The sequence below is a fragment of the Lactobacillus acidophilus genome, assembly GCF_034298135.1.
Lineage (GTDB): Bacteria > Bacillota > Bacilli > Lactobacillales > Lactobacillaceae > Lactobacillus > Lactobacillus acidophilus.
In genome coordinates this window covers 237,094-261,110 of record NZ_CP139575.1, presented here as the reverse complement: position 1 = coordinate 261,110, position 24,017 = coordinate 237,094, and the positions used below count along the sequence as shown (strand labels likewise).

Genomic DNA, 24,017 nt, shown 5'->3' with positions numbered 1-24,017 from the left:
TCTTAAAATTAAAATAATCCTGCAATTTGACCATTATCATCAATGTCCATGTTTTCTGCAGCTGGGTGTTTAGCCAAACCTGGCATGGTCATCATGGTACCTGATAAAGCAACGATAAATCCTGCACCAAGCTTAGGAACAAGATCACGGATATGGAAGTCAAAATCAGTTGGAGCGCCTAATTTAGTTTGATCATCTGTAAATGAATACTGCGTCTTAGCAATACATACAGGCAAATCATTCCAGCCTTGTTCATTGAAAGTCTTAATTTGTCTCTTAGCCTTCTTAGATAAAACTACTCGTTTAGCACCATAAATCTTGGTAGCAATAGCACTTAATTTATCTTCAATAGAATCTGAATTCTTATATAATTCATGGAATTCCAATTCTTCATCAGCAAGTTTAACCACTTCTTTGGCTAAATCTTGGGTACCTTGTCCACCCTTTGCCCATGCGTCAACTTCAATTGCTTTTACGCCCATTTCTGCACAAGCATCTTGAATAGTCTTGATTTCAGCCTCAGTGTCGCTATTGAAGTGGTTAATTGCGACCACAATTGGCAAATTGTATTTTTGCATGTTTTCAACGTGTCTGCGTAAGTTAGCCATGCCTTTTTCTAGAGCTGGAATATCTTCTTTAGTTAATTCATCCTTGTCAGCTCCACCATTAAGCTTAAGAGCACGAGCAGTAGCGACTATTACAACTGCATTTGGTGTTTCACCTAAAACCGGACGCTTGATATCCAAAAACTTTTCAGCACCAAGGTCCGCACCAAAACCACATTCAGTAACTGTGTAATCGGAAGTCTTCAAGGCAATTTGGGTAGCTAAAACAGAGTTACAGCCGTGAGCAATATTGGCAAAAGGTCCACCATGAATAATAGCTGGAGTATGATCCAAAGTTTGAACCAAATTTGGCTTAATGGCATCTTTAAGTAAAAGCGTAATTGCGCCAGTGAAACCTAATTGATCAACGGTAACAGGCTTCTTTTCATATGTATAACCAACTACGATGCGACCAATTCTCTTCTTCAAATTATGAAGACTTTCAGACAAGCAGAGAATAGCCATCATTTCTGAAGCAGCAGTAATATCAAAACCAGTTTCTCTAGGAACACCTTGCATGATGCCACCGAGACCAGTGACAACATTTCTTAAAACACGATCGTTTACGTCTTCGACTCTCTTCCAAATAATTCTACGTGGATCTAGTCCTAGAACATTATCACGCATGATGTAATTATCAATCAATGCAGCTAAGGTGTTGTTAGCAGAAGTTAAAGCATGCATATCACCGGTGAAGTGCAAGTTAATATCTTCCATTGGTACAACTTGGCTGTAACCACCACCTGTTGCACCACCTTTAATCCCGAAGACAGGACCCATTGATGGCTCACGCATGGCAATCGTAGTTTGATGGCCTAATTGATTTAATGCATCCCCCAAACCAACTAAAACAGTAGATTTTCCTTCGCCTGCAGAAGTTGGATTAATTCCAGTCACCAAAATCAATTTGTGCTTTTTGCCCTCAACTTCTTTAACAGGCAAATTGATCTTGGCCTTATAGTGACCATATTGTTCAATATCGTCACTAGACAAGCCTAACTTTTGGGCGATTTCAGTTATAGGTTGCATTTTAGCTGCATCAGCAATTTCAATGTCAGTTGGCATGGTTGTTCCTTTCGTATTCCGCACAATATTACTATATTATTGCAATATTGTTCTTATATAATTTTATATCAATACAATACATCACTAGATAAGTATTTGTAAAGGTATATTTTACGAACTATATTTATTAAAGCATAACAAAAAAGCCCCAATGGGACTTTCACTATATCTATTCACTTAATCAATTTAAATATTTTTCAACCATCTTTTAACTTCCGCATCACTTTCATCAACACGATTGCCATCAACTACCAATGCAGAAGTATAAGTATTATTTTTGCCACCATTTTGAGCAATAATTTCACGGATCAATTCGATACTATCACCTGTGCCGTAGCCACCTTCAGAAAGAAATGGGGCAATCTTTTTATTAGAAAATTCGCCACCATATTGAAGTAAAAATGCCTTCATTGGCTGGCTTAAAGTCATTGCCCAAGTTTGATAACCTAAGTAAATTGTGTCATATTGGCTCAAATCGGGTAACTGCATCGCAAGCTCTGGTGGAGCATCTTGAATTCTCTCCCGGTTAGCACGACTTAGCGTTTTACGATAGTTTGCTGGATAAAGCGTCTTTAAAGTGATTTCTAAAATATCAGCACCGGTTTCACGCGCGATTTTACTTGCTAATAACTTAGTTGAACCAGAACGTGACCAAAAGATAATGATACTTTTGGCATCTTTAGTTAATTTTCTAACTGGTTGACCATCACGGTTGGTATCTTTCCCATCCGATGGAGTACCATAACCGTTCTCCCAGTCGTAACCACGTCTTTCTAGTTGGTTAGCATGAATATCTTCACCATTAATTTGTCCTACAACGGGACCTAAATCTGAATAAACACGACCTAACATAATTTTCATTTTCCCTCTTATCCTCAACTTGTTGTTATCAGTATAAGGCGTACGAAAAGAACAGAAAATTACTTAATATAAATGCTGGTATACAATTAATGCATAACTAAAATAGATCAATTCTCGACTTGAGAATTGATCTATTCTTTACTCAACTATTCATCTTCATTTTGACCACTTTCATCCCACACCTTTTTCAAAGCTGGAACCTTACCTAGATCAGTCATTTCATCTTTACCTACAACAACTAAGTTGTTAGGACCTTGAGCTAATTGATTGAAGCTGTCTAAACTTTGATTTCTGAAGTACCCTTCACCAGCATTGGACAAAGCTTCTTCCATCTTTTTCACACGGTAGGCATCCGCATCAGCTTGGGTCTTCACTGCTTCAGCATTGGCCTTGGCTGTAGCTACCAAAGCGTCATTCTTAGCTTTAGTAGTCATTTCAATCGTGCGTGCTTCACCTTCTGCCTTGGCAATTGCGGCGGTCTTTTCACGATCAGCCGTCAATTGTTTATCCATGGCTCTTTGAATTTCAGGACTAGGTAAAAGTTCATCGACATTAACACGAACCACTTTAATACCGTAAATGTCAGTTAAATCGCCAGTCGCTACAAATAATTGATCATTAATTTCCTTAGTTGAACCAAGAGCTGAGTTCAGATCCATTCGACCAATAATGTCACGTAAATGTCCTCTGATTAGCTGCACCATTGATTCAACTGAATCTGTGTTGTTGTAGAAATAACGGTAAGAATCAGTAACCAAGTAGTTCAAAGTCAAACTAGTAGTGATTTCAGCGTTATCTTTAGTAATAATTGAATATTTAGAAATCTCAAGGGGCTGAAGTGCCAAAGGAACTTTACGAAGTCTTTGGAAAAGTGGCCAAATAAAGATAAAACCTGCCTTAACCGTCTTAGAATATTTACCTAAAGTTTCAACCAAACCTTCATTATTTTGCGGTACAATTCTAAAACCACAACAAATATAAACGATAGCTAGAACAATAATTACTCCAAGTATAATTCTTATCATCATAGTCTTACCTCAAAAAATTATTCATCTTTCTTTTTGTCATCATCAAGTTGCTTGGCAATTTCTCCTAACAAATCTTCCCTTCCACTAAGCGTATTAAGACGTTCGTCAAGCAACCTGGTGTATTCATACTTATTCATTTGATCCAAATTATCCCATGCATTTGGAATCTCAACTCTAAAAGGAATACCATTATGCAAAATAATTTGATCATAAAACATGTTAATTGCCGTAGCCGAATTCAAACCCAGCTTTTTCAAAATAGCTTCCGCCTTTTCCTTCTTTTCTGGATTCATTCTGACATAAAGTCCCGTTGTTTTTTCTGCCATAATCGTCATCCTTTCTTCGTCTACTTAATATTATATATCGTTTGCATATTAATTGCATATATTTTTGCAAAAAGAAAAAGAAGTAAAATTGATTTTTTACTTCTTTTCAAATTATTAATTCTAATTTTATAAATTATCAATATGAAAGATTTGGTTTTCCAATGTTCTTAAAGCATATTCATCGCCCTTAACAATCTTTTGGTGGTAAGCAACTGTTAAATAAATATCGTCGGGAGCATTAACATGAATACTTTCTACTTCGCTGTAGCGATCAGGTAAATCAATACCATCAATCATTGCTACTTGCCAATTATTGCTATCAGTCTCGCCCCATGGGAACTTAACAATCTTACGTGCCCAAGTGGTTACTTCACCAGTTTCATGGTTAATCTTTGGTGATAATTGATTAGATATATAAATATTCTTGTCATTATCAATAGCATAACCCTGGACTGAATCAATCATTGTTGGTTCTTCTTCATCAGGAGCAACACTTGGATTATCAAAGTTATCAATATGAAATGCACTTAAGCAGTGAAGGTCAGTAATTGGTGTATTAGTTGTACCATTCTCATCTAATTTTTGATTTACTTCATCTAGATCAAACAAACCAAAGTGACCAGAACCATTATTCCAGATTGAAGCAATCATAAAATATTTACCGTTTGGTGAAACTGAAGCTTCAACTCTGTGCAAATGATTGTGACCATCATAAGGAACGTCAGTTACACGGTTTAAATGTGACAAACGTGGCAATTGCGTATTTGAAGTATAATTTTCTGACAGTAATCTTGGATATTTTACACGTGCAATTTGTGTAGTCCAGTTACCAGAATTAGGTTTAGCACCAACGAAATATTCATCGTTATCATTTGCTGGAACCCAGGTTTGTGTATGACCAAAGCCGGTCATTACTAAGTGAGGATTAGTATAATTAATATCCTTGGTCAGTCCCTTATGCTTTCTATAAACTAATACATCATGCGCGCTGTGAAGCAGTTGCAAAGCAAAAACATGATCACCATTTACTGCACCAACTTGTGCTACTACATGGTGCATCCCATTCAAGCGATAAACCAATTTAGGTGTAATACTTCCGACCATATTATTAATCTTCTTTCTTTAATCATAAATTTCTATCTACTTATAAATTATAGCCCATAACTATACAACCCCCTCATAATTGAATTGACTTTTCAGACATAATTTCAAATAATAAGAATAACTTTTCTTGGAGGTAAAACGTATGAAAAAAAGAACAACACTTTTATTATCAAGTGCAATAACAATTGCAGCATTATTTAGTTTTAATTCAAAGGCTCAGGCCGCTGCCGATCCCGCAGTCAAAGCAACCAACTACAATATGACTGTAAAACTAAATACTCGCAAAAATCAACTAACCGAAAAAGTTACCATGCATGTCGTTAATAACGGCAATGAACCAGTTAAGAACTTACTGATCAGAAATATTGCTAATGGTGTTTTAAAGTATGACCATCAGCATTTTAAAATTGCCAAAAATGCAAAAACTACAGTTAAAAGTATTTCCTCAGCTGGAGAAAATCTTTCCTATACCACTGGCAAAGATAAGAGCAACCTATTCGTTGATAAAAGCTTAAATGCAGGTGAATCTACCGACTTAACTGTTAATGTAGTCACCAGCGTTCCCAAAAGACAAGATCGTTTTGGCTACCAAAATATTAATGGCGGTAAAGTTTATAACTTATCCTTCTGTTTTCCTTACCTAAGCGATTATCGCAACGGAAAATGGAATTACCATCCATATTATGACGGTGGTGAAAACCGTAATACCACTGTCAGCAATTTTCATGTTAGCTTTTATGCACCAAAGAGTTACAAGGTTGCTGCTTCAGGACAAAATAGCACCAAAAATGGCAAGACTACAATCGTTGCGGAAAATATGAGAGATTTTGCTATCGTTGCTTCTAATAAATTCAAGGTTTCTCATACTTATGCAGATGGTATAAGAATTAATAATTATTATTTTGCCGGTAAAAATAGTAAGCAATATAACAAACTTGCCTTATTGACTGCTAAAGATAGTTTCAATATTTTCACCAAGAAAATTGGTAAATATCCTTATAAAGAAATCGATATGACTGAAGGCTTACTTGGTAAAGATACCGGTGGAATGGAATATCCTAGTTTAATTATGATCGATGCGAGTGGCTTTGTACAAAAGAAACACCCAATCAACAGATACAATGAATTAACCGAAGATGTTTCCCATGAAATTGGTCACCAATGGTTCTACGCTACTGTTGGCAATGACGAATACACCGAGCCATGGCTTGATGAAGGACTTACTAATTTCCTTGAAAACAGTGTTTATGATTTAACTTATACTAAGAGTAAAGCCTATACTGCTAAACTTATGCACAACAAACTTTATAATCGTAAAACAGTGAAAAAGGCAAATCAAGTTCTGGCTAACTTAGCTAATACCTTTTTAACCGATCATCGTCAAAAAGGTATCTACGTTAACCGTCCTCTCAACAATCCACCAAAAGGAATCGATACTGACGAGATGGCTTATGAAGCCGGTAGTTCTTTCCCAGCAATCTTAATGATCGCTATGGGTAAAAAGAAATTCTTTAATGCTTTGCATGATTACTATGAAACCTACTACTTAAAACAAGCTACTACACAGGATTTTTTGAATATCATTCGTAAGTATGACAACTCAAAGAAAGTAAACTATGTGATTAATCAATTTATCGATCCTGATTATTTGAACAAATAAATATTAAATCTCCGGAGCTTTTGTTTTCGGAGATTTTTATTTTAATTTTAGCACTTATGAAAGTGTTAAAATCAACTTGTAGGTTTCATTATAAGGAGAATATTATGAAGAATAAAAAATTAGTAGCTATTGCAGCGACACTTTTAATCAGCGCTTCTCCAGTAGTTGCACTGATTAATCAACCAATCCATCCAGTTCAAGCCGTTAATCAAACACTAAAAGATAAAATCAAATTAAAAAAGACTTTTAACAACACTATTCAAGTTTTCAACAGCAAAGGTAACGCTTCTACAACTACCAAGACTATTAATGGTAAAAAGATGACCGAAGCCTCAACAGTTAAAGCTGGTCAAACTTTTAAATATTATGGCAGTCCAGTACTGATCCAAGGTAAAAAGATAACTGATAGTACCAATAAGAATTATCACTACGCAACCGCTTCTTATATCAATATTGGTAAAAAACGTTATATTAAATCAATAAATGTTAGTTCAATGGATGGACAAAATGTCTTAGTCTTAAGTGCTAATTCACGTATCTATGATAAAAATGGACATCGTACTACCTTTAACGGGCTTACATTAATTCCAAAATATATGTTACTTAAGACACCTGATAAAACACATGTGACAACCAAAAATGATATGTTTTACTATTTTTCAAATCTTAATGGTTCTAAAAAAAGAAGCTTAAATACAACAACTATTAATGGCAAATTGTATTATTCATTAGGTAAGGATGCTTATATTAGAGCTTCAAATGTTGGCTACATCAATGGTAATACTGTATATCAAGCCTCTGGTACAACTACTGCCACTATTTTGAATAAGATTCACGTTTTGGATAATAAATTAAAAACAACTAACAAGGCCTTAAAAGTTGGTAAAAAGGTTAAGGTTGATGCAACAAAAGTTACTGGACAAGGCGATAGTGCTGCCCTTTACTTTAGAATTGCTGGTACTAAAGGTAACAATGCTCAATATATCTATTGGGGCGACTATTCCGAATATGGTATGGATCAGGAGAGTACTACCGATGAATTTCAAGGTAACTTCAACTTAGCAAATCATTTAGCAAATTAACACAATATGCTAAAATTAAATAATCGATAATAAATGGCGACCTAGAATCGTGAGGATTTCCTCAAAGCATCTTTCTAGGTCGCTTTTTTCAATGTAGGAGCTGGTTAACAGTTAATAAAAATATAGAAATATGTAGAAATTTATAGATGAAAACAAAAGATTAAGCTTATTTAGAAAGTTAAACATGGAAAATAAGCTTTGATTCAATATTTACTTGTTTTGCTTCGTCTTCTTAGATAAACTTATGTTTGCATTCTGGGAGGTGAAGCAATGATTAAAACACAAGTAGTAAAGCTAAAAGTTAATAAGACCATGCAAAAGCATCTTGATGCTTTATGTGACTATCGGCGATACTGCTGGAATAAAGGCTTAGAAACTTGGCAATTAATGTATGAAGCTCATACACTAAACAAAAAAGATAATCCCAGTCCTAACGAACGCAGAGTCCGTGATGAACTAGTCGCAAATAAAGCTGACTGGCAATATGATTTGTCAGCTCGATGCTTGCAATTAGCTGTTAAAGACTTGGCTAATGCATGGAAGAACTTCTTTGATAAGTCACAATCTGATTGGGGAATACCTAGTTTTAAATCAAAGAAAGCTCCCAGACAAGGCTTTAAAACTGATAGGGCTAAGATTGTTAATGGCAAGCTTCGCCTTGATCGTCCAAGAAGCATTTCAAAAGCAGATTGGTTTGATTTAAAAAGCTATGAAGCTCTAAAGATGAATGAAGTCAAAGTAATAAGTATCTTCAAAGAAAAAGGAGCTTATTATGCGGCTTTGCCTTATGAAGAAGAGATTTCAAGTAAGGCTAAAACTTATCAAAAGACAGCAGTTGATGTCAATGTCGGTCACTTTAATTACACAGATGGCAAAATTAATGTTTTGCCTGCTAAATTGCAAAAGCTTTATAAGCGCATTAAGCATTATCAAAGAATGCTGGCACGTAAAAGAGAAGTTAACGGTAAGTTAGCTACAAAATCAAATAATTACTTTGCAGTGAGAACCAAATTGCAAAGAGATTATCGCAAGGTAGCTAATATCCAAAATGATCTTTTACAGCAGTTCACTACTAAGCTTGTAGATAATTACGACCAAATAGTAATTGAAGACTTGGCAGTAAAGCAAATGATGATGACCCATGTAGCTTCCAAAGGAATGCAGAGATCTCTTTTCAGTAGATTTAGGCAGATATTAACTTATAAGTGTAATTGGTATGGCAAAGAATTGATCTTAGCTGATAAAACATACCCATCAACTCAAAGATGTGCTGCGTGCGGTTATGTCAAAAAAGGCGAGGAAAAGATCACTTTGCAAGGCAATAAAAAGCATGGCACTAAGCATAATGAATATATCTGTTATGAGTGTGGCTACAAGAACGATCGAGATAAAAATGCGGTTTTAAATCTTTTAGCTTTAGCAAGATAAAAAGAAATAAAGACAACGGGGCTGGCTAAGCCCTTAAGCTGTAAGAGCTGGTCAATGTGACTACTCCCAAGTGGAATATCAGAATACTAGTGAAGACGACAGTAAATGAAACAAAGAAAGGAAAAATATATCTTTCTGATATGTAGAAAATTCGTCTTCTTCTACATATTTCCATGTTTTATATAGCAGAAAAATATATGGATGAACTATTTGCTAAAGCGCCAATCAAGAAGGTCTATTTTAAGCTAGCACTGCCAGTCGTCCTAGGGATGATCACTACTATGATCTACAACCTAGCTGACACAATGTTTGTTGCTAAAACCAGCGATACTAATCTAGTAGCCGGAATTACAATTGGTGCACCACTCTTTACTTTTCTAATCGCTGTTTCTGACATTTTCGGTTTAGGTGGCTCTTCATTAATTTCACGTTTGTTTGGTGAAAGAAATTATCAACTAAGTAAACGTGTAAGTAGCTTTTGTATGATCGGTGGATTTGTCACTGGTTTAATACTGACAGCTATTTTATTAATTTTTGAAAATCCAATTCTTCACCTTTTGGGTGCGAAAGCCGCTACTTATCAAGATGCGGCCGACTTTTATCGCATAATATCAATTGGTGCTGCTCCAATTGTCTTTTCAATTATTCCACAAAATCTGATCAGAACAGAAGGCTTAGCCACTCAAGCAATGATTGCCACAATGACAGGGACAATTTTAGCTATCATTCTCGATCCCATTTTCCTGTTTGTTTTCAAAATGGGAGCCATCGGTGTTGGGATCGCCAATATTACAGGCTATCTAGTTACTGATATTATTCTTATTTATTACGTCCTATGTAAAACTGAATACATCAAATTAAAGCTAAAATATACTAAAATCAGTGGCAAAACCATCAAAGATATCGTGGCAATCGGCATCCCCGGTTCAATTACTAACTTTGCACAAAGCTTCGGTATGGCTCTTCTTAACTCATCTTTAGCCTTATACGGTGCAAATAAAGTTGCTGCAATGGGAATCACACAAAAGATTTACAGTATCGTCATCTTAGTAATCGTCGGTTTTGCCTTTGGTTCACAACCCTTAATTGGTTACAACTATGGTGCCAAAAACTGGAAACGATTAAAGAAGATTTTAAACTTCGATATTCTTGTCCAAGTTGTCTATGCCGTAGTTTCCGGTGGATTATTAATTCTATTTGCTCGTCCAGTCACTGCTTTATTTATGAATCAACCAGACATCGTCAATGCCGGTAGTTACATGTTAATTGCAACTATCATTACTACACCAATTGTTGGTATTATTCTGGTTTACACTACCGTTTTCCAATCAGTTGGTAATGCCTGGGCTGCCTTCATCATGGCAATCGCACGTCAAGGAGTAGTTTACTTTATCGCATTAGAGACTTTGAAAAACATCTTCGGCTATCACGGCATTGTCTGGGCTCAAGCAGTAAGTGATGTAATCACCTGCATCATCGGTTACTTCATCTATGAAAAGAGTCTAGATCTCAAGGATAAAATAAAAAATTAAGCGTATAAAAAAGTGTTGTTCATTTATCAGAACAACACTTTTCTTTATTTCACAATCATACTACTTTTTAAATACTATTAATTCTAACTATATGTTTAAATTTCCTTAAACAAATTCAATTTTTTTAACCCCATACGCATATTTATTGCATCCCATGGCATATGTTCTGCAATAGTTAAGCCGACTAAATCACTGATTTGTTCAATATCATTTAAAATATCAAAAATCTTTTTTAATTTCATTGTTCCAACAGCTGCGGGGAATTTATTAGGATTAGTATGTGGTTCAGCTGGATATATAGATCTAAAATCTTCATAAGATAAGACATCTAAATCCCAGTGAACAGCAATTTTAGTAAATTTATTTGATCTAATCCAACTAGTAATTTGAGATTCATCATTTTCTAAATCTGATGGAGTTAAACATTTCATATCTAATTTTGTTACTTTATCATCCATAGGACGCAAATCTTTAGTGATTAAACCAGTAAATAAAACTTGTTGTTTATTAATTGGATGATTTATTAACTCTTCAAATGATTCAGCACCTTGGTGCATCAAAGTTGAAACAACCATTTCATGCAAATGATGAGATTGAGTAGTATCAGATATATCTGGATGTGCGTCAAGCCAAATAATACCTAATTTATTTTTATATTTTCCACTCAAATAATTAAATGGAGCCAAACTAGTACTGCAATCCCCACCAATAGTTATTACTTTATCTGGACTTTTTAATAATAAGCTCTGAATTGCGATGGACGTTTGCTGTTTCAGGATTTCTTCAGCATCAACCCCGTTTTCTCTTTTAAAAGAATTTAATCTATTAATTGAAGCTACTGGGATATCCACGTTTTCCATCAACTTGGTTTTAGGGACAATTACATTCATTATTTGGTTACCAATAATGTAATTCGGATTCATTCCGCCTTCCCATTGAGGATAGTTTAACCTAACAGTTTTGGTCATATTTTTCTCCTTCCCAATATTTCTTTTAACCATAGAATAAGATCTTTCTGTATAACGGATTAATCAAATACTTTCTAAATAAATCAATGAGTGGACCTATTCCCATAACAAATAATATAGTTCCTAAACTTACCGGTCCATGAACTAAGAAGGCTATTAGAGCTACTATTGCATCTAAACACACTCTAAATATAAAAGGTCTTTTTTTGGTCTTTTTCTCAAAAATATAAGCTAATGCATCATAACCAACTAATCCCCACTCACATCCCATATATATGGACATCCCAAGAGCAACCACTACTAAACCTAATAAAAAGATAATAATCTTAATCATTAGATTTTCAGTATTAAAATTAGGTAGATATTGAGTAAAAAATTGTAATGCGTATCCAAAATAGGCCATAGGGATTAGAGTACCCAAATTAATAAAACTCTTGTCTAATAGAAGCACTACTATAATTATGATTAGTTGAATCACAGAAATAACTAATCCTAAAGGTAAATTTTTTTGCTTAGCTATTCCCATTCCTAAAGCATTTACTGGATCAATACCTAACCCTGTTGAATTACAGATGCCAGTACCCAATCCCATAATTGTTACGCCAAATAGAATTAAAATTATTTTCCTAATTTTTAATGATATTTTCTGCAAGTTCTGTTCCATTAGATTTTATTACCTTTTGATACCAAAAGAAGCTTCTCTTTTTGTATCTACTTAGGGATCCTGTACCATCGTTGTTGCGATCAACATAAATTAAGCCATAACGTTTCGCCATTTCCGCTACACCATTACTTACAATATCAATTGGCGTCCAACATGTATAACCTAAAAGGTCTACTCCATCTCGAATTGCTTCCCAAGCTTGTTTTAAATGCGCCTGTAAATACTCAATCCGATAAGAATCATTAACAGTTATATTTCCGTTCTTGTCTTTAACCAGCTTATCGTGTGCACCAATACCATTTTCTACAACAAATAATGGCTTTTGATAGCGATAATAATATCTATTAAGCGCTATTCTTAAGCCTACAGGATCAATTTGCCAGCCCCAATCAGATTTTTCTAAATATGGATTAGGAACAGCAGATTGAATATTTCCTCGGATTTTTTTATTGTTTTTTTCATGAGTGGTGGCGCAGTAACTCATGTAATAACTAAATGAGATATAATCAACCGTATATTTTTTTAACAAATCTATATCTTCAGGTAAAGTTTGAAAATGAATATTATTTTCATCAAAATATCTTTTCATATATCCAGGATATGTTCCTCTAGCTTGTACATCAGTAAAAAAGTAAGTCCTTCTATCTTCTTCCATAGCCTTCAGAACATCTTTAGGATCAGGTGTTAACGGATAATAAGGACTATTTGCAACCATACAGCCAATCATAAAATCAGGATTTATTTCATGCCCTATTTTTACAGCTAAACTACTGGCAACAAATTGATTATGTATTGCTTGATACAAATCATTTTTATTCACATTTTTAGCATCATCCATTAGTCCTACTCCATTGAATGGAGCGTCCAAAGTTACATTTATTTCATTAAAAGTTATCCAATATCTAACTTTATTCTTATAACGATTAAATAATAACTCAACAAAACGAGCATATAATTTTATTAATTTTCTATTTTTCCATCCTCCATATTGTGTAACTAAATGAAGTGGAAAATCAAAATGCTCTAAAGTTATCATTGGTTCAATTCCTTGATCAATTAATGTTTGAATTAATCGATCGTAATGCTCTAACTCAGCTTGATTTGGTTCTTTATCATCACCATTTGGAAAAATTCTAGCCCAAGAAATAGAAATTCTAAGCATTTTTAATCCCAATTCTCCAAACATTTTTATATCTTCAGGATATCGATGATAAAAATCAATTGCTTCTTTTTTTAAATAATCCTTTACAGGGGGAATTTTTATATCTCCAAAGACTCCTTTAGGTAATGCATCGGCAGTTGAATATCCCCCTCCATCTTCGGTAGGAAATCCTTCACATTGACTTGCTGCCAATGCTCCACCCCATAAGAAATTTTTAGGAAACTCATATTTATTATTTTTCATTCTAATTCTCCTTATTTTTTGCTGTTAGTTTTAACAATTCTTCTCCATGTTGTAATTGTTTTTTCTTAGTTTTAGTAATATTTTCGAAATCTTTAGAATTAGTCACAATAACAGGGATCGTAGTATCATAACCTTCTTTTGATATTGCCTCTCTATCGAATTCTAATAACAAGTCGCCTTTTTTCACTTTTTGATCTTTAATAACATGAGAAATGAAATGCTTTCCTTTAAGTTCAACAGTATCAAGACCTACATGAATTAATAATTCACAGCCATCATAGCTCTTTAAACCAATTGCATGTTTGGTTTCAAATACTAATTCAACTACTCCATCAAACGGAGCATAAATTTTATTATCGTTTGGTACAATAGCAGCACCGTCTCCCATCATCTTGGATGAGAATACATTATCTTTCACTTCACTAAGAGGAATAACATTACCATTTACTGGATCTGCTACAGATTGATTTGCAACAACTGTAGTAACTATTTTTTCATGATTATCCATTGAATTCTTTTGACTTAAATCTTCTGGATTTGGAATATCCTCAAATCCAATCACATATGCAAGAATAAAGGAAACAACATAAGATACTAAACATGAGATAATAAACCAAATGAAAGTTTTTCCGAAGAATAATGGAATTCCCGCAATTGGACCAGTACCTGCACCTTGTGCAGCTACTTTAAATAATCCTGCAATTCCACCTCCGACAGCGCCACCAATAGATACGGCAATTAATGGCTTTTTTAATTTAGAAGTAACACCAAAAAGAGCTGGTTCAGTGACACCGATAATAGCATTCAATGCGGAAGATCCTGCTATTTCTTTTAATTGTTTATTCTTAGTTTTAAGCCATACGGCTGTAGTAGCACCAGCTTCAGCGGAGTTGGAAGCTACAAAAATTCCCATCATGTAATCCACACCATATTTTGATAAGGATTGAACCATTACGGGAGTAAAACCAACATGCATCCCCATAATGACAAGGAAAGGATATGCAGCACCTACAAGAATTCCAGCTATTACACCATAATGCAAGTAAAGCTGAACTGTGCCTTGACCAATCGCATCACCAACAATCGTACCAATTGGTCCAAGAATTCCTAAAATTATCGGAGCTGTAATTAATAGAGTGAATAACGGAACCAAAACAGTCCTTAAAATCTTAGGTATGATTTTGTTAAGACCACGTTCTATGTATGACATTACCCATACACCCAAAATTATTGGTAATACACTAGTGGAATACGTCGCACTTGTAAATGGTATGCCGAAAAATTTAACACTTGCTGATTTTGACATCATCGAAATTAATTCTGGGTGAACTAAAATACCTGCAATGGCCACAGCAACATATTTATTAGTCTTAAATTTTTTAGCTGAACTATATGCTAAAAGTATTGGCATAAAATAGAATGCAGAATCAGAAAAAACTGATAATAATTTATACGTACTGGTTGCTGGTGAAACCAAATGATAAAAGTTAAGGAAAATCAAGATTCCTTTCAGTAAACCAGCACCAATAATAGCAGGAATAATAGGGACAAAAATGCCTGATAAAATATCGAGCAATTTACTAATAATGTTTTCCTTTGCTTTATTAGTATCACTTGTTGAATTATTAGATATATGAACTAGAGGAACAAAAGCATTGTAAACATCTGTGACCCTACCCCCCAAGAATTATCTGATATTGTTCACCAACCATGTTTGTTCCTAAAACACCAGGTAATCCTTGAATTTGTGTATTTTTAATTTTAGATTTATCTTTTATAGTAATTCTTAATCGTGTAACACAATGTGTTACATTATCTATGTTTTTTTCTCCACCGATCAGCTCAAGAATTTTTTGAGCAAGTTCTGAATCATTCATAATTCTCCTCCATCGTTTTGTTTAATTTAGATTACACTACCAGTTTATTAACTAATAAACACTTTTAAAACGCTTTCAAAATTTTTAGAACTAAATGTATCAAAATCAACTTTTTTCATGAAACTTTTGTATCAAAAAAGCTGGTTTATCTATTAAATAAACCAGCTCAGTAATGATATTTTATTTTCTTAAATTTTTAACTTTTAATGCATTTGTTACGTTTTGAGATAGATTTTTAATCGTCAGTGAAGTAAATAAGATATCTATAACATAATTTATAGCCACACTAGGAACAATTGACTCCATACCTAAACTCAAATTTTCAAATGGTATGGTCAAATAACTACTACAATTATTTTTTAATTCTTCATTTTCCAATCCACCGATACCTAAAGAGTAAATATTCAACTTTTTTAAATCTTTTGCGGCATTAATCATTGCCTTATTTCCACCTGTAAAAGAAATAATAATTGCACCATGCTTATTAATACCATGGATAGAGGTCAAATAGTGTTCATTGACATTTGAATAAACTCCTCCGAATTTACCAATTGAAGAAAATTTAAAACTACCTATTTGCGCTAACCCCTCTGTAATTCCTGAACCATAAAAATCTATATAATCTAAAGTATTAAGTTTTTTAACAATTAAATTTAGATTTTCTTGATCCATCAAACTATTAGTACGATTTATTGCTTGATTATATAAATTTGGTACCTTGATTAATAAATCAGATAAGTTGGAATCTTTATTGATATTAATATGTTTAAGTAAATCCCTCGATTTCTTAATTCTTTCTTGCTCTGATATTAAGTCATAACAAAACTCATTAAATTTCTTATAGCCTAATTTTTTAATGAATCGCAATACCGTTGGCTTGGATGTGAAAGTCAATTCACCAAGTTTTTGCGCAGATAAAGTAGCTAAATCTAAATTTTGATTCAACAAATATCTCGCAATTTCCTTTTCTGAATTAGTTAAATTAGTTTCATTTTGCAATTGATTAAACAGCATTTATACTTTCCTCGTTTTTAATTACTAGATATAAAAAAATCCTACCTTTTATAGACAACATGAATTTATACATTTGTTGTCTGCTTAAGTAGGACTATATCATTTTTAAGAATAATTTTTACTATTTCATAATAGTATTTTTAGAAAGCTTAACAGTCTTAGCAATGTAAGTTGTACCACTGTAAGTTGGATAACCACTAATGAAGTACCATTCACCATTGTATTTCATTACATGTGGTTCAGCGATGTAGTAAGCCATAGTGCCTTTCTTATAAGGACGGCTTGAACCAAGCTCACCGTAACTATTTCTTTCATAAGTTACTGTGTTTTGAGTAGGAGTAACCAAAACAGTACTATTTTCTGAAGTTACAGCATCGTCAATCATCTTACTGTACTTCTTGTAAGCTGCGTCTTTAGTAAAGTTATCACGGGCAATTGCATCAGCTCTTACGTAGAAATAACGTTTCTTACTACGAACCATTGCGTAATATTGACCCTTAACTCTTACGATAGGGCCAACCTTGTAACCAATGTTGTTACCCTTCTTGATGATTTGACTAGTTCTGGTTAAATTTACATTCCCTTTACTTACATTAGCGTAGTTATTCTTATAGCTGTTAGTGTAAATTGGAGTATTAGTTTTGGCAACCAAGTTAGTAGTCAATTCATTGTAGTCGATCAAATCAGCATACTTCTTCAAAGTTGAGTTACTTGTCAAGTTCTTTTCAGAAAGTGAACTTTGATAGCCTGCTTTTTCAGTTGGATTTGGATCAGTTACAGTAACGTAGTCATTGATGTTAAGTTCTCTAGTTGCAAGAAGATGATTAGTGTCTGAGCCATTACTTTGCACTGCAAATTCTCTTAAGCGAAGTACAGTATTGTGATTTACCATGTCGATCGCATATCTAACATTTTGATTGCTACGGTAAGAACTACCAGCTGTATGAACGATCTTATTGGCAGTTGAATTATCGATCCAACCTAAGTTGTCGATCTTAACCTTTTCACCACTTAATTCATTCTTAGTAAATTTAAGTTCCCATACTGCTTGGTTAACTTCATTAATGGTTGCAGTCTTTGAATCATTAATTTCCTTAGCATTTTGAAGAGCACCAGCATAATTCCATTGTTGACTTAATGAACTGAATTTGTATAAATTATTGTCTTCAAGATTTTCATTAATCAAACTATTAAGTTCAGCCTTATCTGAACTAGTTGCGACAGCCTTACCTGCTTCAGCTTCTGCAGCGGTGTTATCCGGATCAACCATTTGTGGGCCAAAATCATAGTCAACATCGCTTACCTTAACATAACCCAAGCTAGTAGTTGGTTCATATCCTTCTGAACCAGCAGGCGTCCAACCACTTTCAACTCGATAGAATAATTCAGCCTTGTTTTCGCTAGGAACCCAAAGATAAACTAATTGATCAACCACAGTTCTTTGGCCTTTGCGATAGCTTACTCTATCGTTTGTATTAGGCTTCTTAGTCTTTAACTCACCGTTTGCAAGATACATGTGAGTATCTTTATTCATAATGACGTGAGTTTGGGTAGATAAAATTTCTAATTGTTGCCTTACTGCAGTCTTTAATCTATTAGCATAAATAAATTGCTTAGTACCTTTTACACGATAAATGGTATCAGTGTGGTTACCATTAGTAACATATTCTTGTGCATCAATAGTTAATTTTTTACCCGGTTTAAAATAAACACCCTTAATTATATTGTTATCTGCATCGAAAGCATATTGACCTTGCTTTTGAACATACTTAGGACTAACTACGACACTTAGTGATTTTGCATAAAGAGGACGATCGTTAATCTGAGCGACATTAACTACACGGACATAGGCATTCTTACCAATTGGGAAGTATGCCTTACCTTTAATAATCTTGTAAGAAGCAAACTTCTTGTAGCCCTTAGTATCCATGAAGTAGTATTTGTTTTTACCGTTATAATCAGAAAACTTACCTAAATAATCTACGCGAGAACCATACTTAAGAGAAGATTTTCCCTTATATGTAGTACGCTTACCCTTATTGTTGTAGATATAAGACTTTACACTTCCGATAAATAATCGATTATTTTCAGTTTGATCATCAGCGGCTTTAACAGTGGTGGTTAAGTTTTGTCCCATTGACAAAACTGGTGACACCATCATTAAAGCAACGGCTGAAATTAGCACAACTTTTTTATTAAATTTCATAGTTTTCACCTACGTATTTTCTTCATATCTTGCTTATGATTCTACTATAAAACAAAACTGCTCTTTAAAAGTGCAGTCCGTTTGATATTAATCTTTCTTAATTAAAGTAACTTTTCAAAAGCATCTTCATACTTAGGAATATCGCCAGCACCCATAAATACGATGACAGAATTCTTATTCTTAGTTAAATCGGCAATATTATCTAAGTCGATAACTTCTGAACCTGGAATATTCTTAACCAAATCTTCACTGGTAATATCGCCATTTGCTTCACGAGCTGAAGCATAGATTGGGGTAATATATGCCTTATCTACATCACGTAAAATTTCTTCAAAGTCCTTTTGGTACTTCTTAGTTCTTGAGAAAGTATGTGGCTGGAAAACAACAACTAACTTCTTATCTGGGAACTTTTGACGAGCAGCTTGAATAGTTGCACGCATTTCAGTTGGATGGTGTGCGTAGTCGTCGATTACGGCAATATCACCAAAGTCTTTTTCACTAAATCTACGCTTAGCCCCTTTAAAAGTAAGAAGACCTTCTCTAATTGCATCCATTGGTACCTTTTCAGTATAAGCAACGGCAATAACTGCAGTAGCATTTAAAATACTGTGGTCACCAAACAAATGAATTTCAAAACGACCAAGATCCTTACCATGAGCTAAAACGTTAAAGCTCGAACCAGTAGTTGTCTTCTTAATATCAACTGCTTGGAAGTCATCAGTATCCTTAAAGCCATAAGTATATTTAGGAATATCAGTCTTAAGACTTTGAAGACGCTTGTCATCACCCCATACAAACAATGCCTTTTTAGTTTGATCAGCTGCAGATTGGAATGCACTAGTGTAATCGTCTTGATCTTTGAAGTAATCTGGGTGATCAAAATCGATGTTAGTCATAATTTGGTAATCTGGGTGGTATGCCAAGAAGTGACGACGGTATTCATCAGCTTCATAAACAAAGAAACGTGAGTCGTCTACACCCTTACCGCGACCATCACCGATCAAATATGAAGTTGGTGCAACTTCGCCTAAAACGTGTGCTAAAAGACTAGTAGTCGAGGTCTTACCGTGGGTACCTGAAATTCCAATTGAAGTGTGCATTTGCACGATTTCTTCAACAGTATCTGGGTAGCTTTGCCACTTAACGCCTTTATCAAGACAAGCCTTAACTTCTGGATTATCTTCCTTGAAGGCATTACCCTTAACGATTACTTGTTCTTCATTACTCTTGATATTGTCAGGATTAAAGCTCTTAATATCAATCCCAACTTTTTCAAGCGGAACTTCTGTAAAAGTGTACTTTTCAATATCACTTCCGGCAACGTTGTAGCCTAAATCGTGAAGCAATAAGGCCAATGAAGCCATACCTGTTCCTTTAATACCAATAAACCAAATTTGTTTGTTTTTATCTAACATTTATTTTCCCTCGAAATTTTAACGTTTTTACTCGTTAATTATTTTACCATTAAGAAAGAAAAAAAGAGCCCCATTTAGGCTCTTTCTTAGTTTTATTAATATTATAAAGTGATTTCACCACTAGCGATCAATTCATCACACTTAGTTGGTTCAAATTCTGCACCAACTTCAAATGAATCAGGAACTACCATAATACCACGCTTTTGAGGTGCATGTGGCAAACCGAGTTCTCTTGCTGAACAAATCATTCCGTATGAATCAACGCCACGTAATTTACCTGGCCAAATTTGTGCACCATTTGGCATTAAAGTACCTGGAAGTGCTACAACAACCTTTTGACCTTGTGCAATGTTAGGAGCCCCACAAACGATTTGATGTTCTTCACCATCACCTACTTCAATAGTAGTTACGTGAAGGTGATCTGAGTCAGGGTGCTTTTCACAAGTCTTAACATAGCCATAAACAAGGGTTGGCTTGCCATATTCAAGCTTATCATCAAATCCAACTTCAGCAAGCTTCTTATTAAGAGCTTCAAGTTCATCATCTGAAAGCTTAACTGGACCATTTGGCAACTTATCAAAGTCAATTAACTTATCAACATTGAAGAAGTTAAAACCAATAGTTTCACCCTTATCGTTAGTTACACGAGTAACGTCTTCTTTTTCTTCAAAAGAGCTACGACCTTCATCATGACCTAAAATAACGATCAAAGTATTAGGATAAGCTTCTTTATTAGTACTAGTAATCATGCTTTTTTAATCTCCTCTTTTAGTCAAGTGATCGTAAAAAGTTTTCTACTTCATCTTTAGTTTTACGGTCCTTATTTACTAGTCTACCAATTTCTTTGCCATCTTGGTAGACAACAAATGAAGGAATTCCCATAATCATTAATTTTTTTGCAACATCAACTGAACCATCACGGTCAATTTGATAAAACTTGGCGTCAGAGAAATCTTTTTCAATTTCTGGCAAAAATGGATCAAGGAAACGGCAATCTGGGCACCATTCTGCTGAAAATTCTAAAACGGTGCGACCAGACTTAGTGATTTCTTGTAATTTATCTTCAGATAACTCTTTAATCTTTTCCATTTTTTATGCCTCTAATCTTTCTTACTTTTTACAAGTATTATACAAAAAAGAATTATTTTTGCAAATTACTTTGTCTCAAAATGAGCATGAAGTGCATATATAGGATTACCTTTAGCAGCAAACTTATGCTCATATTCTGTTTCAATATTCTTTTCTACAATTTCCGGCTTTTCATGATGCAAATCTACAGAAACAAAGTCAAAGAACATCCCGTAATTATTCATACTTTGAACAGAATATGCAAATAAACCTGAATTATCAGTCTTGAATTCAATATGACCTTCTGGCTTTAAAACTTGCTGATATTTATTCAAAAAGCTCTTATAAGTCAAACGACGCTTTTCATGACGACTCTTTGGCCATGGATCACTAAAGTTTAAGTAAATTACATCAGTAGTATTTTTATCGAAAAAGCAATTGATGTCAGCAGCATCCCCACGTAAAATTTGTAAGTTGTCTAACCCCTTTTTTAACTTAGTACGCAAAATAATACCTGCTGCAGTAGTTTGTAATTCTAAAGCCACAAAATTCTTTTCAGGATGTTGTTCAGCTAAAGTTGTAATAAAATGTCCCTTACCTGAACCAACTTCAATTTCAATCGGATGATCATTGCCAAATCGCTTTTCCCAGTAAATCTTTTCATCTGGGTTAGGATTTTGCAATACACTTTCAGGATGATCATTAACAAGTTTTACGGCCCAAGGTTTGTTTCTTAATCTCATATTCTTTCCCTATCTAATTCCAAAATTCTTTTGATTCATCTTCTTCACTCTGCTTGGCAAATATACTGCAGTAATTAAAACAGTAAATGCAAGCAAGATAATCATTGCCTCTAGCAGATTAATATTTATTGGCAAAACAATCAACCAGAAAATACTAATAATTAACCATTGAATGAATAAACCGAATGTCAAAACTTTAACGAGATCTTTACCACGATTTTTTCTTTCAATTGGATAAACACGATACATAAAGTTACGATCAAATTCTGTTGCCATTGGCAATAATTGGTAAACCGTTAAAAAGATTACTAAACATGATAAGCCAAGCGACCAATGCCAATCTTGTACTAACCATGAAATTAAGCCGGCAAAAACAGTCATTCTAACTAGCAAGTTCAAATATTCTGGATTTCTAAGTAATGATCTTCTATAAAGGAACAAGTTAGGATTTTCTTTAGCAATCGACTTAGGCAAAAGAAAATCTAAATATTTTCTACGTTTAATACTTACTTGCTTTTCTTCTACATCAGTGAACATACTGAAGACTGAATATACACGGTCTTTTCTAACTTTTTCACTTTCTACAGCGTAACGCCAGTCAAAAATTAGCTCATTAGCTAATCTAGTTACGAAGAAAATTCCAATAATTCCAGCTACGATACCAATATATGCATAATATGCTGAAATAATTGCTAAAACTAGAGCTATCAAACTTAAAGTAGCCAAACTAATCTTTTTACCAAAGTACAAATTACTTTTTTCGACTTCTAACTCAATGCCTTTAATTAGTAACATTGCAACTACTAACAAAAGATATGCAAAAACATTTATACCTGCTTTGATTGTAGCAAACGGAAAGACGATCCCTGCCAATAAGACTTCAAGAATAAATGGCAAGACTAAACTATATCTGTACATTGGTTTTAAGTACTCATTCATTTGTTCATCTTGCGTAAACAAGAACTGCATATCAGCTTCTTTGATCAAAGTTACCAATCGTCCGGTTAAAAGAGGCAGCCAAAGAATAAAACCGACTAATGGACGATAAAACCATAGGTTCGTTGGCATAGTCTTCATTGCTTCGGCATACCAAAACATTAATGCTCCGACTAAAAAAATCAAGGCTAAAATAAAGAAATCATTGAAAACAAGCGTCAAATATTTAACTGACTGTTTGAGATTCTCATTTAATCTCTTTTTAGCTAATTCACGCATTGCCATGATCCTCTCTATTCAAAGCTAAATATAACTTATCAAATGGATCATCAGGCTTTAAACCATAATGCTCACGAATATCTTGCAAATTGCCGATGATCTCGATCGTACCATTATTTAAAACAGCATAGTTAGAAATTGCTTGTTGGGCATCTGCTAAAACGTGTGTAGTCATTAACACCATTTTGTTATTAGCAATTGCTTGTTTGATCAAGTCAATTAAGTTAGCAACGGCCAAGGGATCAAGTCCTGTAAATGGTTCATCAATTACAAGTAAACTTGTATCAGCTAAAAAGGCAGAAACAATCATTACTTTTTGGCGCATTCCCTTTGAAAAGTGGATCGGTAACCATTCAAGCTTATCATCTAATCTGAACATTTTAAGCAATTCATGTGCTCTTTCCCACGCCTTTTTCTCATCTAACTTATAACTGAGCATGGTTAATTCCAAGTGTTCTTTCAAAGTTAATTCCGGGTATAAAATTGGTGTTTCAGGAATATAAGCAACTTCACGTTTAAACTTCGTAGGCTGCTGAGTTAAAACCACATCATTTAAAATGATCTTTCCTTTTTGCGGACGAAGCAAACCTAAAATATGTTTAATCGTCGTCGATTTACCGGCACCATTAAGCCCAATTAGCCCTAAAGCCTCACCAGGCTTAATTTCAAGATTAATATCTTTAATAACAGGGACGCCGGTATAGCCCCCAGTTAAATGTTCAATTTTTAATGTCATTTTTCCTATCTTTCT

22 protein-coding genes are annotated in these 24,017 nt (G+C 34.2%); 4 read left to right on the top strand and 18 right to left on the bottom strand.

Annotated features, from left to right (window positions below; genetic code table 11):
• Window positions 1–8: 8 nt before the first annotated feature.
• The 5 genes from SO785_RS01140 to SO785_RS01120 form a co-directional block, all read right to left on the bottom strand.
• A complete protein-coding gene (locus SO785_RS01140; RefSeq protein WP_003548380.1) occupies window positions 9–1,670 on the bottom strand; it encodes a formate--tetrahydrofolate ligase in 1,662 nt (553 codons plus the stop codon).
• A 186-nt stretch (window positions 1,671–1,856) separates the two neighbouring features.
• Window positions 1,857–2,522, bottom strand: a complete 666-nt coding sequence (locus tag SO785_RS01135; protein ID WP_021721377.1) for a flavodoxin family protein — start codon at window positions 2,520–2,522, stop codon at window positions 1,857–1,859.
• A 155-nt stretch (window positions 2,523–2,677) separates the two neighbouring features.
• Window positions 2,678–3,559, bottom strand: a complete 882-nt coding sequence (locus tag SO785_RS01130) for an SPFH domain-containing protein (protein ID WP_003548384.1) — start codon at window positions 3,557–3,559, stop codon at window positions 2,678–2,680.
• A gap of 17 nt (window positions 3,560–3,576) precedes the next feature.
• Window positions 3,577–3,885, bottom strand: a complete 309-nt coding sequence (locus SO785_RS01125) for a type II toxin-antitoxin system RelB/DinJ family antitoxin (RefSeq protein WP_011254498.1) — start codon at window positions 3,883–3,885, stop codon at window positions 3,577–3,579.
• A gap of 126 nt (window positions 3,886–4,011) precedes the next feature.
• Window positions 4,012–4,989: a class III bacteriocin gene (locus SO785_RS01120; RefSeq protein WP_003548389.1), complete on the bottom strand. Its 978-nt coding sequence runs from the start codon at window positions 4,987–4,989 to the stop codon at window positions 4,012–4,014.
• Window positions 4,990–5,131: 142 nt separating this feature from the next.
• Between SO785_RS01120 and SO785_RS01115 the strand changes: the two genes are divergently transcribed.
• The 4 genes from SO785_RS01115 (at window position 5,132) to SO785_RS01100 (ending at window position 10,691) form a co-directional block, all read left to right on the top strand.
• Entirely contained in the window at window positions 5,132–6,649 is a 1,518-nt protein-coding gene (locus tag SO785_RS01115) for a M1 family metallopeptidase (protein WP_003548390.1), read from the top strand.
• A 104-nt stretch (window positions 6,650–6,753) separates the two neighbouring features.
• Window positions 6,754–7,731, top strand: coding sequence for an SLAP domain-containing protein (locus tag SO785_RS01110; RefSeq protein WP_015613398.1), 978 nt, complete (start codon window positions 6,754–6,756; stop codon window positions 7,729–7,731).
• A 270-nt stretch (window positions 7,732–8,001) separates the two neighbouring features.
• Window positions 8,002–9,159 carry an RNA-guided endonuclease InsQ/TnpB family protein gene (locus tag SO785_RS01105; RefSeq protein ID WP_107789235.1) on the top strand — a complete coding sequence of 386 codons (1,158 nt, stop codon included), beginning with the start codon at window positions 8,002–8,004 and terminating at the stop codon, window positions 9,157–9,159.
• A 197-nt stretch (window positions 9,160–9,356) separates the two neighbouring features.
• Window positions 9,357–10,691 carry an MATE family efflux transporter gene (locus SO785_RS01100; RefSeq protein ID WP_003548393.1) on the top strand — a complete coding sequence of 445 codons (1,335 nt, stop codon included), beginning with the start codon at window positions 9,357–9,359 and terminating at the stop codon, window positions 10,689–10,691.
• Window positions 10,692–10,786: 95 nt separating this feature from the next.
• On the opposite strand, the gene SO785_RS01095 is transcribed toward SO785_RS01100, so the two are convergent.
• The 13 genes from SO785_RS01095 to SO785_RS01035 all read right to left on the bottom strand — a co-directional run bounded on the left by SO785_RS01095 (window position 10,787) and on the right by SO785_RS01035 (window position 24,002).
• Window positions 10,787–11,659, bottom strand: coding sequence for an arginase family protein (locus SO785_RS01095; protein ID WP_011254502.1), 873 nt, complete (start codon window positions 11,657–11,659; stop codon window positions 10,787–10,789).
• 25 nt (window positions 11,660–11,684) lie between these two features.
• Window positions 11,685–12,323, bottom strand: coding sequence for a YczE/YyaS/YitT family protein (locus tag SO785_RS01090; RefSeq protein ID WP_003548397.1), 639 nt, complete (start codon window positions 12,321–12,323; stop codon window positions 11,685–11,687).
• Complete coding sequence (locus tag SO785_RS01085; protein WP_003548401.1) at window positions 12,286–13,728, bottom strand: glycoside hydrolase family 1 protein; 1,443 nt, start codon at window positions 13,726–13,728, stop codon at window positions 12,286–12,288. The genes SO785_RS01090 and SO785_RS01085 overlap by 38 nt, the downstream gene beginning before the upstream one ends.
• A gap of 1 nt (window position 13,729) precedes the next feature.
• Complete coding sequence (locus tag SO785_RS01080; protein WP_003548403.1) at window positions 13,730–15,412, bottom strand: glucose PTS transporter subunit IIA; 1,683 nt, start codon at window positions 15,410–15,412, stop codon at window positions 13,730–13,732.
• The gene (locus tag SO785_RS01075; protein WP_003548405.1) at window positions 15,402–15,605 is read right to left on the bottom strand and encodes a PTS glucose/sucrose transporter subunit IIB; all 204 of its coding nucleotides are present in this window, start codon (window positions 15,603–15,605) and stop codon (window positions 15,402–15,404) included. The genes SO785_RS01080 and SO785_RS01075 overlap by 11 nt, the downstream gene beginning before the upstream one ends.
• Window positions 15,606–15,785: 180 nt before the next feature.
• Window positions 15,786–16,619, bottom strand: a complete 834-nt coding sequence (locus tag SO785_RS01070) for a MurR/RpiR family transcriptional regulator (RefSeq protein ID WP_003548408.1) — start codon at window positions 16,617–16,619, stop codon at window positions 15,786–15,788.
• Window positions 16,620–16,740: 121 nt separating this feature from the next.
• Entirely contained in the window at window positions 16,741–18,825 is a 2,085-nt protein-coding gene (locus SO785_RS01065) for an SLAP domain-containing protein (RefSeq protein ID WP_003548412.1), read from the bottom strand.
• A 101-nt stretch (window positions 18,826–18,926) separates the two neighbouring features.
• Window positions 18,927–20,240: a UDP-N-acetylmuramate--L-alanine ligase gene (gene murC, locus SO785_RS01060; protein WP_003548413.1), complete on the bottom strand. Its 1,314-nt coding sequence runs from the start codon at window positions 20,238–20,240 to the stop codon at window positions 18,927–18,929.
• A gap of 101 nt (window positions 20,241–20,341) precedes the next feature.
• The gene (ytpR, locus tag SO785_RS01055; RefSeq protein WP_003548415.1) at window positions 20,342–20,989 is read right to left on the bottom strand and encodes a YtpR family tRNA-binding protein; all 648 of its coding nucleotides are present in this window, start codon (window positions 20,987–20,989) and stop codon (window positions 20,342–20,344) included.
• A 19-nt stretch (window positions 20,990–21,008) separates the two neighbouring features.
• Complete coding sequence (locus SO785_RS01050; RefSeq protein ID WP_003548417.1) at window positions 21,009–21,329, bottom strand: thioredoxin family protein; 321 nt, start codon at window positions 21,327–21,329, stop codon at window positions 21,009–21,011.
• 65 nt (window positions 21,330–21,394) lie between these two features.
• Window positions 21,395–22,051 carry a tRNA (guanosine(46)-N7)-methyltransferase TrmB gene (trmB, locus tag SO785_RS01045; RefSeq protein ID WP_003548419.1) on the bottom strand — a complete coding sequence of 219 codons (657 nt, stop codon included), beginning with the start codon at window positions 22,049–22,051 and terminating at the stop codon, window positions 21,395–21,397.
• A gap of 9 nt (window positions 22,052–22,060) precedes the next feature.
• Window positions 22,061–23,266: an ABC transporter permease gene (locus SO785_RS01040; RefSeq protein WP_015613400.1), complete on the bottom strand. Its 1,206-nt coding sequence runs from the start codon at window positions 23,264–23,266 to the stop codon at window positions 22,061–22,063.
• Window positions 23,259–24,002: an ABC transporter ATP-binding protein gene (locus SO785_RS01035; RefSeq protein ID WP_003548423.1), complete on the bottom strand. Its 744-nt coding sequence runs from the start codon at window positions 24,000–24,002 to the stop codon at window positions 23,259–23,261. The genes SO785_RS01040 and SO785_RS01035 overlap by 8 nt, the downstream gene beginning before the upstream one ends.
• Window positions 24,003–24,017 lie beyond the last annotated feature (15 nt).